This is a genomic window from Crateriforma conspicua (assembly GCF_007752935.1).
Classification (GTDB): domain Bacteria; phylum Planctomycetota; class Planctomycetia; order Pirellulales; family Pirellulaceae; genus Crateriforma; species Crateriforma conspicua.
On record NZ_CP036319.1, the window covers coordinates 3,433,761 to 3,448,035 of the forward strand.

Consider the following 14,275-nt stretch of genomic DNA (forward strand, 5'->3'; position numbering starts at 1 on the left):
TGTGAATTGGTCGCCGCAGGCGTGAAATGTTTGTTGCCGCAGGCGTGAAATGTTTGTTGCCGCAGGCGTGAAATGTTTGTTGCCGCAGGCGTGAAATGACTGCTTTGCCAAGCCCGTGCAATGATGCGCTGTTTGGGTTGCTTCGGATTGTCGTGCGCCGTCGATCGTGGGTCCTGTGTCCAAGGTTAAGTTCGGCAGCCTGATTCACAAACGGGGCTGCACGATCGAGGATTCAGTTTCATGGTGTCGGATCGCGATCAAAGCGTCATGATCAGTGGGCCTCGGATGTTCAATGTCATCTTTCTTGTTGGAACACAACCGCGTGTGATTCGGTGGACTTCAGACGGGGAACCGCGCTGGGCCGGTACTGGCGCAAACGTACAGCGGGGTCGAAGCCGACAATCACCGCTTAGAAATCGGTGTGCCAAAATCGTAGCGGGTTTTGCCCGATCGATTGCAACGTCTGGAAACCCGTCATCCGCGGGCATCAGCAAATGCGGTGGTCGGTGAACGACCAAAGTCGCCAAACGGGATTGGCCGACAATCGGCCAGGTTGGTGCGTGATGGTTCGGCGATCGATGGTGTCGGGCAAGTCGAGGCGTCATCCTGGTGACTGTGAACCGCTTGTAATCGCAGCCCAATCGTTAAGAATCCTGGCAGTCCGATTTCGGGCACACCGTGTTTGGTTGGATCGTTTCGCCTGTGGCAAATTTCATGACCGACGATACGTCACCATCGGGCTGGAATCCGGCGCCGGAGATCGCTTCGTTGCTGGTCACCATCGGATGTCCCGGCGATGCGGCGGCGGATCAGTGGTTGCTTTCGCTGCTGGAAGAAATCGACCACCGGTCGGCGATGCGTTTGGTGGTGTACCGAACCGATGGCGGCGATACGTCGTCGGCATTCGAGGCGACGCAGCGGTTGATCGGCAACGACGCGATCTCGTTGGATACGACACGCAACATTGGACCAGGGCAGGTGGCGTTCTGTCCTGCGGGTCGGGTTCCCCGAATGCGGCAGGTCGGTCGTGTCGAATGGATCGAAACGGACGGCGTGACCGACGGGCTTTGGGGAACCTTTCTTGCTTCGGTCGCCGCGGTTGCCGGACCGTCGGCGGCGGGAATCGTGTTGCGTTCAGGGGAAGTCGAACGGGGTTCGATGGATTACGGATCGGACGCATCGATCGGCGAAGGCTTGGACGCGATTCGCAAGGTCGGCGGCTGGGCGGTGCGTCTGACGTGCCCACGATGTGATGCACCGAACACGCCGGCAGGGCAGGGCGACGACGACCCCTTTCGCCCGAATCATCCGACCAGTGTGGCGATGGAGTTGGCGCGGTTGCTGAAATCCTGTTTGGGAGCCAGTCCCACCGACGCATCGTTGCTGAAATGGGTCAGCAATCTGGATCGATTCAATCAAGCCGTTCTGGAAACCAGTCCGGACGGGATCAAGGTGCTGGACACCCAGGGACGGTTGCTGCAGATCAACCGGGCCGGTTTGCAACACATGGAGCTGGATGATTTCGTGCCGCTGCGGGGCGAATACTGGTGGACATTGTGGCCGGATGCGACGCGCAGTTTGGTGCAGCACAGCATCCGACTAGCTGAAAAAGAAGGGGTGGCCCGTTTCCAAGCACAACGTCCCACGGCCAAAGGAACCATGCGTTGGTGGGATGTGGTCGTGTCACCGGTTTACGACAGCGACCAGAACGTGACACGATACGTGGCGGTGTCACGCGACGTCACCCAGCAACGTCAGCAAACCGCCGAACTGTTGGACCGCGAAAAACATCTTCGACGGGTGATCGATCACGTCGTCGGATTTGTCGGCGTGTTGGATTTGGACGGGACGCTGACCGAAGCCAACCAGCCGGCCATCACCGCCGGTGGCGTGAGCCGCGATGACGTGATCGGCAAAAAGTTTTGGGACTGTTACTGGTGGAACTACGACCCGTCGGTGGCCGAGCGATTGGAACAAGACATCCGGCGTGTCCAATCCGGCGAAGCCGTTCGCTATGACGCGATGGTTCGGATGGCGGGAGACACCCGCATGATGATTGATTTTCAATTGATGCCGGTGTCCGATGAAAGCGGAAACTTGATCAACATTGTTGCGTCCGGCGTCGACATTTCGGATCGCTATCTGGTCGAAAAAGCGATCCGAGCGGCCAACGCGAAATGGAGTGCTTTGTTTGACCAAAGCCCGGCGTTCATCGGTGTGTTGAACTTGGACGGCACGCTGTCGGAAGTGAACCATACGGCGTTGCAGCCGTGGGGCTTGAAACGCGATGACATGATCGGCCACCTGTTTTGGGAAACGCCGTGGTGGAAAGGGATGTCCAAGAGCCGCCGGTTCTTGCGAGACAACTTTAGCGCGGTCTTGGACGGACACAGTTTTCATCGCGACCTGAGTTACCGGGGCCCCGACGGCAGCCGAAAGATCGTCGACATCTGGTACGTTCCGGCGCGAAACGAAGACGGCGAGATCATGTTTGTCATCGCCCACGGTCGCGACGTCACCCAGCAACGTCGCAACGAAAGGTCGATCAAGCTGAACGAACAGCGTTTGCGAGACGCGTCGCGATTGGCCGGATTTGGCACGCTGCACGCCGACGTCGAATCGAACATGCAGTATTTTTCCGATGAACTGAAATCGTTGTTGAAGTACCCGCCGGATGCAAACTTTGATGGGCCGTTGGGGGCGATTCCCGATTGGGTTCATCCCGAAGATCTGGACATGATTCATGATCATTTCCAGAGCGAGATTTTGCGAGCGGAGGATCACACGTCGTCGATCGAACATCGTGTCGTCTGTTACGACGGTGAAGTCCGCATGGTCCGGTTGCAGACCCGCACGATTTGCGGCGACGATGATCGGTCGGGCCAGCGACCCGTTCAGATCATCGGGACGATGCTGGATATCACCGACCAGCGGCGATACGAATCCGAGTTGCGTGCGGCGCGGATCGAGGCCGAATCAGCCAACCAAGCCAAGAGTGCGTTCCTGGCAAACATGTCGCACGAAATTCGAACACCCATGACGGCGATTTTGGGGTACGCCGACTTGGTCGCGGAAAATGTCAGCGACGATGAAACGTCGGACTACATCCAAACGATCCGTCGCAACGGCAATTATCTGTTGGACTTGATCAACGACATTTTGGATCTGTCCAAAATCGAAGCCAACAAGTTCGAAGTCCAGCAGGAGGTCTTTGATCCCGCACGAGTCGTCGAAGACGTTCGCAGCATCATGGAAGTTCGTGCGGCGGAGAAAGGTTTGTCACTGCAGGTCGACTATGCCGGTCGCATCCCACAACAGATTTACAGCGATCCGAAACGGTTGCGGCAAATCTTGATCAACTTGGTTGGCAACGCGATCAAGTTCACGCGAACCGGCGACGTCCGTTTGGTCGTGGCGCATGAACAACAAGGCGGCGACGATGCCTTGCGTTTCGAAGTCCATGATTCTGGGATCGGCATCGCAAAGGAACAATTGGGAAAGCTGTTTCAGCCGTTTTCGCAGGGTGATGCGTCGGTCACACGTCGTTTCGGTGGCACCGGTTTGGGGCTGGCGATCAGTCGTCGCTTGGCCGAATCGCTGGGCGGAAACATTGTCGTCCACAGCGAAGTGGAACACGGCAGCACTTTCACCGTGCGGATCGATCCGGGCGATTTGACAGACGTGGATATGGTTCAGCCCGGACCGCTGGTGGACGTTCCGCCGTCGGAGGATGATTCGGCCCCGGTGTCGCTGGATTGCCACATCTTAGTGACCGATGACCGGCGCGACATCCGGTTTCTAAGCCGACGAATCTTGGTCGATGCGGGAGCGACGGTGACCGAGGCCGAAGACGGACAGGTGGCGCTGGACAAAGTCATCGAATCGATCGATCAGGGAACGCCGTTCGACGTCATTCTGTTGGACATGCAAATGCCCAACTTGGACGGTTATCAAGCGGCAGTGCGACTCCGCGAAATGGGATTCGCAGGCCCGATCGTGGCACTGACCGCAGATGCCATGCAGGGTGACATGAAGCGGTGCTTGGAATGCGGATGCAACGACTATCTAGCCAAACCGATCAATGCCCAGCATTTATTGCGGCTGGTCGCTCGATTGACTCGGCCCGTGTGATGGGGCCGGCCTGACCGATATTGGCAACAAGCGGTGATTCGCCAGCGTCGCCGGGTTAGGCAAGTTGTTCAGCCGGAGATGCCGTGAATCTCTTTCAACAGCGAATGCAGTTGCGGCTTTGCCTTGGTGAACAGCACGCTTGCTTCGTTCGGATCGTCGCGTCGTGCCGCATCGATGATTGGTTGCAACAGTGTCGTCGGATGCCCGGTCTCGAATCCGCTCAGAGTTCCCTTCAGTGAATGCCCGCTGCGTGACGCCTGTTCCATGTCCTGGTGTGAAATCGCCTGATCCAACTGCTGCAACAACGGCTGACCGTCTTCGTAGGCGATCGCAGCAAGTTCACACAAGATTTCTTCGTCATCGCCGACTCGAACCAGTGCGTCGGAAAATCGTTTTCGTTGCGTCTCGTTCAACCTGAAACCCTGCATGGTGATGAAAAGTTCTTCTTCGTCGATCGTTGGGGATGGCAACCTAAACGGCCGGTGGGGTTCGGCAAAGTCCAGGGACTTGGCGGGACGTCGCCGTCCTAGGCGATCGCCACGGCATTGCGCGATGGGCCACCTGAATTGGCTACCAAAGGAATCCTCAGAAGCAATTTTCATGCCATAGCGTCGGTTCCGATTCGAACGAACGCTTTCCGCGAGATTGAGTCCGTATCGCGAGCTTGGGTGTCCGCAAATGCACCGATCTGGACGGTGGCCGGTCAGGCTTTGGCGTACAAACGTAGCCCGCACAAACGGGTGAACAAGTTGGGCGGCCAGCCGGACCATCATCGGCGCGGTCTTTGCGACCGGAGGAAGCGTCCGCCGAACCATCTCGCGGTTTTTCGCGGTGTGCGACTCAGTTCACGGCGACGCCGGCGCCACGAAGCAGATTCAAACAAGCCGGCACGACACCGCTACATTCATTCATTCGTTCATTGCCACGCAGCCTGCTTCATGACCAGCCGACTGATCCCTGAATCGCGAACCCGACGTCTGAACGACCACGACCCCGTCGACGGCAAGTATGTGCTGTACTGGATGCGGCACAGCCAACGCAGCGAACAAAACCACGCTTTGGAATTTGCCGTCCGCCGCGCGAACGATCTGGGAAAGCCGCTGTTGGTGGCCGTCGGCATCGGTGACGACCCGTCGGTACGGACCGAGCGACAGATGCGTTTCCAGCTGGAAGGCTTGCACGAAACCGCCGGCGCCCTGCAACGACGAAACATTGCAATGGTCGTCCGCAAGGAGAGTCCGATCGACGTGGCGACGGATTTGGCGGGCGATGCCTGTGAAGTCGTTTGCGACCGGGGATACCTGCGTCATGACCGCCAATGGGTGGACAGGCTCCGGCGCGAAGCCGACCGGCCGGTTTGGCAGATCGAATCGAATGTGATCGTCCCGGTTGAAATGGCGTCAGACGATCGTGAGTACGCGGCACGAACGATTCGTTCACAGTTGCAAGAAGCGGCCGAGCAAACGTTAGGCGAATTGGCGACCACACCGATCGACAACGCGGCTGATGGTCTGTCGATCAACGGGATCGATCTGGATGATCTGGACACCTGTGTGCAATCGCTGGACTTGGATCACACGGTCGCCAAGTGTGACGAGTTCGACGGCGGGACATCGCAAGCCAGGTCGCGATTGAATGCTTTCTTGAAAGATTCGTTGGACGAATATCGTGATGACATCTCGGTGGTCCGGCCGCATTGTTCCATGCTGAGCCCCTATTTGCACTTCGGACAAATCAGCCCGCTGAAGGTGGCTCTGGAAGTCAGACAGGCCGGCGGGAACCAAGAAAGCACGGCGGAATTCATCGAGGAATTGCTAGTCCGGCGTGAACTGGCGATCAACTTCGTCCACTACGATTCCGATTATGACGGTTTGGACTGTTTGCCCGATTGGGCCCGCAAAACGCTGCAAAAACACGAATCCGACGCGCGACCGGAACACTACACCGCGTCGGAACTTGAAAACGGCCAGACAGGCGATCCGGTTTGGAATGCCGCGATGACGGAGATGCGTTGTCGCGGATACCTGCACAACCATTTGCGGATGTACTGGGGCAAGCGAATTTTGGCTTGGACGAACACCATTCAACACGCGTATCGCGTCACTCTGGATTTGAACAACAAGTACTTCTACGACGGAAATGATCCTAATTCGTTTGCCAACGTCGCATGGGTCTTCGGCAATCACGATCGCGCCTTCGGCGAACGAGACGTGTTCGGAAAAGTGCGGACGATGACGACCAGCGGGCTGGACCGAAAGATCGACACCGATGCTTACGTGCGGGCGATCGCAGAACGTTTCGCGGCATCGACGGCATAATTCCGGCACACTGGCACGGTGGTTGCATTTTCATCACGAATGCCGCGAAACCGCACCTCATCGTGGGTAATGCGGCCCGTCGTATCACGATGGCTTCGCTTTGGTCTCAATTTGAAAAACCGACGCGTCCCTAACCGATCTCATTCATCAAAAAACCGATCCTGGAGAATACGAAAATGCTTGCCAACGAACTGATGGTCCAGACCAACCATGGAATCACGTTTCCGGTCGTCGGCGTTGCCGATTTGAATCGCAAAACGGAACCCCCATGCGGCTGTACAAAACAACCCAATGCACCGGAGATTCAACGGCAAACCAAGCGGGCTGCTACCGTGGCCAACACGCCGGACGGCGCCCAGGTCGGCGATCTGGCGACCGGCGACGCCACCCCCAGCACCCGCTGAACCCCAGCGGCGACGATTTGGCTGGGGCGTTCCCTCCGGCGGTCTGCTGTACTGGGATGCATCGGCCGACCAAATCTCCCTTGGTCGGTCACGTGGGCGGATTCGGATGATTTCGGTACAGCGGAGCATTCCCAATTTGCGGATCGCTGGCGCCAATCACGGCGATCGCTGCCGAATGCAAAACTGCTGGCCCGACAAGCACCCGGCCATGCAAACAGCAAAACCTGAAGCCCGACGTTGAATCTCGCGAAACATCCACCTTGCGGGATGATCGACCAGGTCCGGGCTTCGGACTGAACAAATGATTCCTTTCTGCCCATTCTGGGCACTCACCCCGCGTCTTTGTCCGACGCTGGCACGGCACTTGCGTCCGTCGATTGGACTCCTGTCAGTCATGCTGATCGACAAACGGTCCAGACAACCAGTATTCTCTTGTGACGCAAAGCTCTATGACCTCCGGACTCGCCTCCACTGACACTCAGTCGGCCCCACAATCGAAGTGGTGCAAACCTATGCCCAATCTGTTGGTGATCGATGACGATCGCACCATCTTGACTTTCGCCGAACGATGCCTGGCGCCGATCGCCGATGTGACCACCGCGTCCAGTGCCGAAGCGGGATTGAAACAGTTGCGGAATGGTGATTTCGACGCGGTTTTGCTGGATATTCAGCTGCCCGATCAGAACGGTTTGGCCGTCTATTGCGAAATCCGTGAACACGATCGCCGGATCCCGGTGATCTTCATGACGATCGAAGCGGCCAGCGGCACCGCCATCGAAGCGATGCAGTTGGGTGCGTTCGACTACATCGCCAAACCGCTGAGCGCCGAACCGCTGCGTGATCTGGTCGAACGTGCAATCGAACAGCGTCAGATCAGTAGTGTGCCGGTGGCGATTTCGGCCGACGAGAGCGATGAGCAATCAAACGGTGAACTTTTCATCGGTCGATCTCCGGCCATGCTGAGCGTTTTCAAGTCGATCGGCAAAGTTAGTAAGCAAAATGTTCCGATCCTGGTCCGCGGCGAGAGCGGTACGGGCAAGGAATTGGTTGCACGTGCCCTGTATCAGTACAGCCATCGCAGCGACGAAACCTTCTTGGCGGTTAACTGTGCGGCGCTGCCCGACAATTTGCTCGAAAGCGAGTTGTTCGGCCACGAAAAAGGCGCCTTCACCGGCGCAGAATCGCGACGGATCGGTAAGTTCGAACAGTGCAACGGCGGCACGTTGTTCCTGGACGAAATCGGCGACATGGCGCCTTCGGTTCAGGCTAAGGTGTTGCGAGTCCTGCAAGAACAACGTTTCGAAAGGGTCGGCGGCAACAAAGAACTGACGACCGATGTGCGGATCATCGCCGCGACGAACCGGCCGTTGGAACAGATGGTCGATGACGGTGACTACCGCGAAGACCTGTTGTACCGACTGAACGGCGTGACGATTGAATTGCCGCCGCTGAGAGAACGGTTGAGCGACGTTCCGGCACTGATTCACTTCTTTTTGGTTCAAGCCAAGCAGGAGTTCAACAAGCCCGACTTGGAAGGCCTTTCGCCCGAAGCCGTCGATCTGTTGACCCAGTACCAATGGCCGGGGAATGTTCGACAGCTTCGTGCCGTGATTCGTCGCGCGGTGTTGGACGCCGTCATGCCGGTGATCACCGCCGAAGGGTTTCCCAGCGAAATTCGTCGCGTTGCTTCGCCGGAAGGCCAATCAACCACGACGGATCAAAACAGCGGCGATACAGGTTCGACACAGCAACCGGGCCGTGCTTTGCCCGATTTGGTGACGCGGCTGTTGAAGGAAAAATCCACCAGCCTGTACAGCGAAGCGATGGAGTACATGGAACGCTTCGTCATCGCCGAAGTGCTGCGGCACACCGATGGGAATCAAAGTCAGGCGGCGGAGATTCTGGGCATCACCCGCGGAAAGCTTCGCGACCGAATCAATTCGTACAACATCACCTTGAAAGCAGACGTTCAAGTCGATTCGGTCGATTGAACCAGATCATGATTGAATAGTTTCGCACTGGTTCAATTCCTGTTTTTGGCTGAATCGTCTTGCAGCCAGCCGTAACCACGCTCATCGATGGTTCGAAATCTTAGGCCGACCTCAATGCCGGCCGGGCGTTGGTCGCACAAAAAAAAGAGCCGCATGGATGACATGCAGCTCAATGAATTTCCGCAGTCAACGCTCTTGTTTAATGACGGCGAACGTTGACCGAGGTTGAAAATCGGATCAGGGTTTGATCTTCCAACCGACCACGATCCCAAACGCGAACGCCCAGCAGGCGGCTACGTCCGGATGATCCTTGGCGTAGGACTTTGCCAAGCTGAATAAGTCCTGTGCCGGTTCTTTGACATAGTGGTCGGCCGCACGTGAACCGTAGGTTGCCGCGGTGTTCGCCGCTTTGTGCATGGTTTCACGAGCCTGTTCGGCTGCTTGGCTAGATCCCGTTTCCGGATGATTGGTGGTGGTGCTGTTATCCATGATTATCTCCTGTGTAATGGCGTTGTCGTGGTCGGATCGACCGGGAATGGTGCGTCGCCAGGTGTGGGCGACGTGGTGGTGACGTACGACGGATCGACGTCGTGATGCCGCGGATCGAAATCCGTGGGCGGTTCTTTATGTCGCGGGAACGATTCGTCGCGAAAAACGTTGCGCGGCGAGCTATCGGGTGCAACCAAAGTGGCTTTCAACCAGCGGAAGTTTTCCGCCATCTCCGACTGCGATTGTCCCAACGCTTCACCGACCTTTCCGACAGCGGATGCCGCCAGTGCCAGTAACCCGCCGACGATCGCGAACATCAGCACGGACACGATCAGCAACGATGCTCCGGTGGAAAGTCCTGACAGCTCGTGCAGGACAAAGCCCAGTGACATGATGAACACGGTCAGGGTTGCGCCGCCCAGTGCCAATGCGGTGATGGACAACGCAGCGGCTTTCGTCGCTTTTCGCTGTGCGGCCTGAGCGTCCACGCTGAACAGTTGGATCTGCAGTTCGAACAAATCCAAGATGTCGCGTAGGACGCGTCGAATCGGTGTTGTTTTCGTCATCGGATCACTTCAGCTTTCGTTTGACGATCCAGCCCATCGTCGCACCAAGGGTTGCCGCCGCGATCACGGCGGCGACACTGTGGCGCCCGATTAGGTTGCGAACACGTTGGTTGACGGAGGGTCCCGAAACGTCCGATGGATTGCCCCGCATCGGGGCCGCGGACGGACGCGACGCGGCAGCAAGTCCTGACGACGGCAAGCTCGTTTGACGGTGGCGGTCGTCGTAATACTCCGGCCATCCGTTATTCTTTGGTGGTGCAATCATGGTTGTTGAATCACTTTCGAGCGCCCCCGGACGATCGCCCTAGGAAGGCGGATTCCAGTTTGCTGGCAGCAAAACGGGTCGCCTGACGTATCGCGATCGCGCCGACAGCCCCAGCCATTCCGCCCAAGATGCTTTTCTTGGGAACGTTTGGGCTCTGGGATGACGGCTCGTGGTGATTCCGTGCGGTTGCGACGTGATGCGTTCCGGATGGGGAAGCGTCTTTCCGCCGTGGCACCAAGGCGTAGGCGACCGCGGCGGTCGTCGCTAGCGTCAGCACTGGAAACCTGCGGACGTAGTAACGCCAATCGGTAAGCTGCTGGACTTGGTGCCGAGCGTTGTCGACGTCGTAGGGCAATTCGGTCCGAATTTCCCTCATCCGTCGCTTGATTGCTTCGGCCTGTTTTTCGTTTGCGAGCGTTTTGGTCATGATCAGTCGTCGTCTTACGGTTTCACCGGCGCTTGTTCATAAAGAACAACGCACCCGCGGCCAGTCCCAGCCCGAATGCCACCGCCAAAGCTTCACCCGGACGTGACCGCACGGAATCGGCGACCTTGGCGGAATAGTCGACACTCTGGTCGGAAACACGTCGGTAACCATCACGCAGATAGGCGGCGGCGTCATCGGCGATTTGCTGAGCGGTTTCGCCATACTGTTTGGCAGCGTCACCGACCTGTTGCGAGACCGATCCGCCGGACATCAAGCGGTCAAGAAAGTTTTCGACTTCACGCTGCGTGGCGCCCGTTTTCTGCTGGACCATGCCGACCAATTGTTCGGTCGAGCCTTTGGCGCGTTGCAAGTCGTCTTCGGTCAATTGACCCCAATGTTCGCGCAGTTCGCCTTTCACTTCGTTCCAGCGACCCAACAGTTCTTCGCGTTTAATCATTTTTTCAATCCTTCAATGTTCGTAGGCTCATTTCATCTCAATCTCGGCGATCACGTCACTGCGTCATTGCCGGTTACGAGACGGATGAAATGCATTGGCCGTACCAAACCGTCGATGGGGCGGTCTGGATTCGGGCTTGGGCGGAACGATTGACGATCGCAAAAATTAACGAGTGCGCCCGCGATTTACCGAGTGAAACCGCTTTCGGTGGGGCCCGGGTTGGAGGCCAAAATCTTGACACTGCGAATTTGCCGACGGAGGCGACGTCGGGCACCAAGTACGCATCGAGGCTGACGGGTCATGCTTCAGCCTGTTGGCAAACCGATCAACGCCGTGACCGATGGATGCGACGGAGGCGATGTCTTCGGCATCGGTCCGCGAATTGCAAGCTCTTCGTACACGAGCCGAAATGCTCTGCACGACGTCGTGGGGACAACACCCGACGTGACAAAGTTCTTCAAGACTTCGCGATCGCGCTGTTGCCGAACGCCAAACCTTCCCCCAAACCAAGATCGAATGGAAATATGAAAGACATATTGGAAATCGGCGTGATTGCCGCCGGCCTGACATTGACCGCGTTCACGCCACTGGCCGCCAAAGAACCGACGAAAGATTGGTCGAAAACCTTGTCTGGAGTCTGGGAGATCAAGGAAGGCGTCACGATGGGACGCCCGATGACCGAGCAAGAAAAGGAAGGGGCGACAATCGTCGTCGATAAAGATGCGATTGTGACCTACGATGCGGATAAGAACGAACTGTATCGGGCCAAGTATTCGATTGATGCATCCGCACAGCCGATGCAGATCAACATGGTCACCGACATGAAGGGGCAAGAGCGATCGATCGCATTGGGTATCGTGAAAATGAACGGCGATGATCGTTGGTCGTTGGCCTATGCACTGCCGGGCAACGATCGGCCCACCCAATTCCAATCGCCTACCGGCAGCAAAGTGATGTATTTCAAGCTGCGTCGTGACGAATCGCAACGTGGATTGACTCCGTCGGTCGATGATGCCGACGAATTGTCTAACTAATCCACCCTTGAAGACAAAACTTTCGAACTGGCCCGATGCGACCGCGAATCGCATCGGGTATTTTCGTTGCGCCGATGCGGTGATGGCCGGCTTTCACGTTGCCTGTCTTCGCCAAACGTTGCCTATCTTTGCCAAACGAAGGGCGATCGAACCGAGTGGGACCAACCTGTTCGGCTCACCAGAGTGACTGCAAACGATTGTCGAGGGTTGTGCAGATGCAGGAGGAACCAAAGGGGTTGTCGGGAGATCACTGACCGCAAGATTCAGCTAGAAAGTGAATTCTCGATGAGGTCGACGATCCGATTTGCTGAAATGCCCGCAAATGGTTCTGCGAGCGATTGAACGATCGGGTGGCCGGTTGAATAATCCTTTCCGCGTCGCCCCGACCGTATCGAGGGCGTTGATCCGCGGAACGGATTTTCGCAATCTGCTTTTTCTTCTTCATGAGACACGGCATGAATCGACTTTTTGCATGGGCCGCGATATTGCTATCGGCGGCAAACTTTGTTCCTGGTGTTTGCAGCGCCGAGGATCAAAAACCGAACATCGTCGTCATCTGGGGTGATGACATCGGGGTGCACAATATCAGTGCGTACAACCACGGGATCATGGGCTATCGCACGCCCAACATTGACAGCCTGGCGAAACAGGGTGCGATGTTCACCGATTCCTACGCACAACAAAGCTGCACGGCGGGACGTGCGTCTTTCATCTTGGGCCAGCATCCGTTTCGTACCGGCTTGTTGACGATCGGAATGCCCGGCAGCGATCACGGTATCCCGGACTGGACGCCGACCATCGCCGACTTGTTGAAAGAACAGGGTTACACGACGGGGCAATTCGGTAAAAACCACTTGGGCGATCAAGACAAGCACTTGCCGACCAATCATGGCTTCGATGAATTCTACGGCAACCTGTATCACTTGAACGCCGAAGAAGAACCCGAGACGTACTACTATCCAAAAGATCCGGAATTTCGAAAGAAGTACGGCCCACGCGGCGTGATCCACTCGTTCGCCGACGGCAAGGTCGAAGACACCGGACCACTGACGCGGAAACGGATGGAAACGATCGACGAAGAAGTCCACACCAAAGCGATGGATTTCTTGCAGCGCGGCGTGAAAGCCGAAAAGCCGGTCTTCCTTTGGTACAACTCCACCCGGATGCACGTGTGGACTCACCTGAAAAAGGAATCGCAAGGTCGCACGGGCATTGGACTGTATCCTGATGGAATGGTGGAACACGACGATTATGTCGGAAAAGTGTTGAAGCAGATTGATGATCTGGGCATCGCCGACAACACGATCGTGATCTACAGCACCGACAATGGTGCCGAAACCTTCTCATGGCCGGACGGTGGTATCACGCCGTTTCACGGTGAAAAGGGAACCACTTGGGAAGGCGGATTCCGCGTTCCGCTGTTGGTTCGCTGGCCCGGAACGATCAAGCCCGGCACGGTCTACAACGACATCATCAGCCAAGAAGACTGGATGCCGACTTTGTTGGCTGCCGCCGGCGAACCGAACGTGGTCGACAAGTTAAAGAGCGGCTACATGGCCAACGGCAAGACCTTCAAGATCCACCCGGACGGTTACAACTTCATGCCGTACTTCAAGGGCGAAGCCGACGAAGGACCGCGTAAAGAGATCTACTACTTTGGTCAGGGCGGCGAATTGAACGCGATTCGTGTCCAAAACTGGAAAATCCACTTTGCCATCGTGACGGGGAACATCGCAACCGGTATCCGAACGGTTCCCGGTTGGCCACTGATCATCAACCTGAAAGCGGATCCGTACGAAAAGATGTGGAAGGAAGGCGAACTCGGATACTTCCGTTGGTACGGCGACAACATGTGGACCTTCGTGCCGGCGCAGAACTTTATCCAGAAGTTCTTGGATACGATTCCCGAATACCCGTTCCAAGCCGGATCAAGTTTGAATGCAGCGGGTATCAACTACCAGTCGCTGAAGGCCAAGGAAGTCTTGGACAAGCTTGAGAAGCTGGACTATCCGCGGAACTAGAATTCCGCCGGCAACCGACGGCACACGTCGCCGTTGACGCAAACGATTGAATCTCGCCGCGGCGGTTCCCTTCGGGGCCCGCCGCGATTTTCTGTTGCGAATCACCAACGATTGACTCGCGGCTTGACTGTTGCAGCGAAATGTCGTTTCGTCAGTGTTGGACACCCGAAGG

Annotated in this window: 12 protein-coding genes; 6 read left to right on the top strand and 6 right to left on the bottom strand. The window is 56.9% G+C overall.

What is annotated here, in order from left to right:
* Positions 1–702 precede the first annotated feature (702 nt).
* Positions 703–4,131: a PAS domain-containing hybrid sensor histidine kinase/response regulator gene (locus Mal65_RS12850; RefSeq protein ID WP_145298140.1), complete on the top strand. Its 3,429-nt coding sequence runs from the start codon at positions 703–705 to the stop codon at positions 4,129–4,131.
* A gap of 68 nt (positions 4,132–4,199) precedes the next feature.
* Here Mal65_RS12850 and Mal65_RS26480 read toward each other — a convergent pair whose 3' ends face one another.
* Complete coding sequence (locus tag Mal65_RS26480) at positions 4,200–4,544, bottom strand: Hpt domain-containing protein (RefSeq protein ID WP_165701239.1); 345 nt, start codon at positions 4,542–4,544, stop codon at positions 4,200–4,202.
* 525 nt (positions 4,545–5,069) lie between these two features.
* Here Mal65_RS26480 and Mal65_RS12860 point away from each other — a divergent pair.
* The 3 genes from Mal65_RS12860 to Mal65_RS12870 all read left to right on the top strand — a co-directional run bounded on the left by Mal65_RS12860 (position 5,070) and on the right by Mal65_RS12870 (position 8,844).
* Positions 5,070–6,449: a deoxyribodipyrimidine photo-lyase gene (locus Mal65_RS12860; protein ID WP_145298146.1), complete on the top strand. Its 1,380-nt coding sequence runs from the start codon at positions 5,070–5,072 to the stop codon at positions 6,447–6,449.
* Positions 6,450–6,625: 176 nt separating this feature from the next.
* A complete protein-coding gene (locus tag Mal65_RS12865; RefSeq protein ID WP_145298149.1) occupies positions 6,626–6,853 on the top strand; it encodes a hypothetical protein in 228 nt (75 codons plus the stop codon).
* A 512-nt stretch (positions 6,854–7,365) separates the two neighbouring features.
* Entirely contained in the window at positions 7,366–8,844 is a 1,479-nt protein-coding gene (locus Mal65_RS12870) for a sigma-54-dependent transcriptional regulator (RefSeq protein ID WP_145298152.1), read from the top strand.
* A 237-nt stretch (positions 8,845–9,081) separates the two neighbouring features.
* On the opposite strand, the gene Mal65_RS12875 is transcribed toward Mal65_RS12870, so the two are convergent.
* Genes Mal65_RS12875 through Mal65_RS12895 form a run of 5 tightly spaced genes read right to left on the bottom strand, consistent with a single transcriptional unit; the run spans position 9,082 to position 11,048 of the window.
* Positions 9,082–9,333, bottom strand: a complete 252-nt coding sequence (locus Mal65_RS12875) for a hypothetical protein (RefSeq protein ID WP_145298155.1) — start codon at positions 9,331–9,333, stop codon at positions 9,082–9,084.
* A 2-nt stretch (positions 9,334–9,335) separates the two neighbouring features.
* Positions 9,336–9,899 carry a phage holin family protein gene (locus tag Mal65_RS12880; RefSeq protein ID WP_145298158.1) on the bottom strand — a complete coding sequence of 188 codons (564 nt, stop codon included), beginning with the start codon at positions 9,897–9,899 and terminating at the stop codon, positions 9,336–9,338.
* A 4-nt stretch (positions 9,900–9,903) separates the two neighbouring features.
* The gene (locus Mal65_RS12885) at positions 9,904–10,164 is read right to left on the bottom strand and encodes a hypothetical protein (protein WP_145298160.1); all 261 of its coding nucleotides are present in this window, start codon (positions 10,162–10,164) and stop codon (positions 9,904–9,906) included.
* 10 nt (positions 10,165–10,174) lie between these two features.
* Positions 10,175–10,591: a hypothetical protein gene (locus Mal65_RS12890; RefSeq protein WP_145298163.1), complete on the bottom strand. Its 417-nt coding sequence runs from the start codon at positions 10,589–10,591 to the stop codon at positions 10,175–10,177.
* A 22-nt stretch (positions 10,592–10,613) separates the two neighbouring features.
* Positions 10,614–11,048, bottom strand: a complete 435-nt coding sequence (locus Mal65_RS12895) for a CsbD family protein (protein WP_145298166.1) — start codon at positions 11,046–11,048, stop codon at positions 10,614–10,616.
* A gap of 524 nt (positions 11,049–11,572) precedes the next feature.
* Between Mal65_RS12895 and Mal65_RS26485 the strand changes: the two genes are divergently transcribed.
* A complete protein-coding gene (locus Mal65_RS26485) occupies positions 11,573–12,082 on the top strand; it encodes a TIGR03067 domain-containing protein (RefSeq protein WP_165701240.1) in 510 nt (169 codons plus the stop codon).
* A gap of 443 nt (positions 12,083–12,525) precedes the next feature.
* Positions 12,526–14,103, top strand: a complete 1,578-nt coding sequence (locus Mal65_RS12905) for an arylsulfatase (protein ID WP_390621963.1) — start codon at positions 12,526–12,528, stop codon at positions 14,101–14,103.
* Positions 14,104–14,275: the final 172 nt, after the last annotated feature.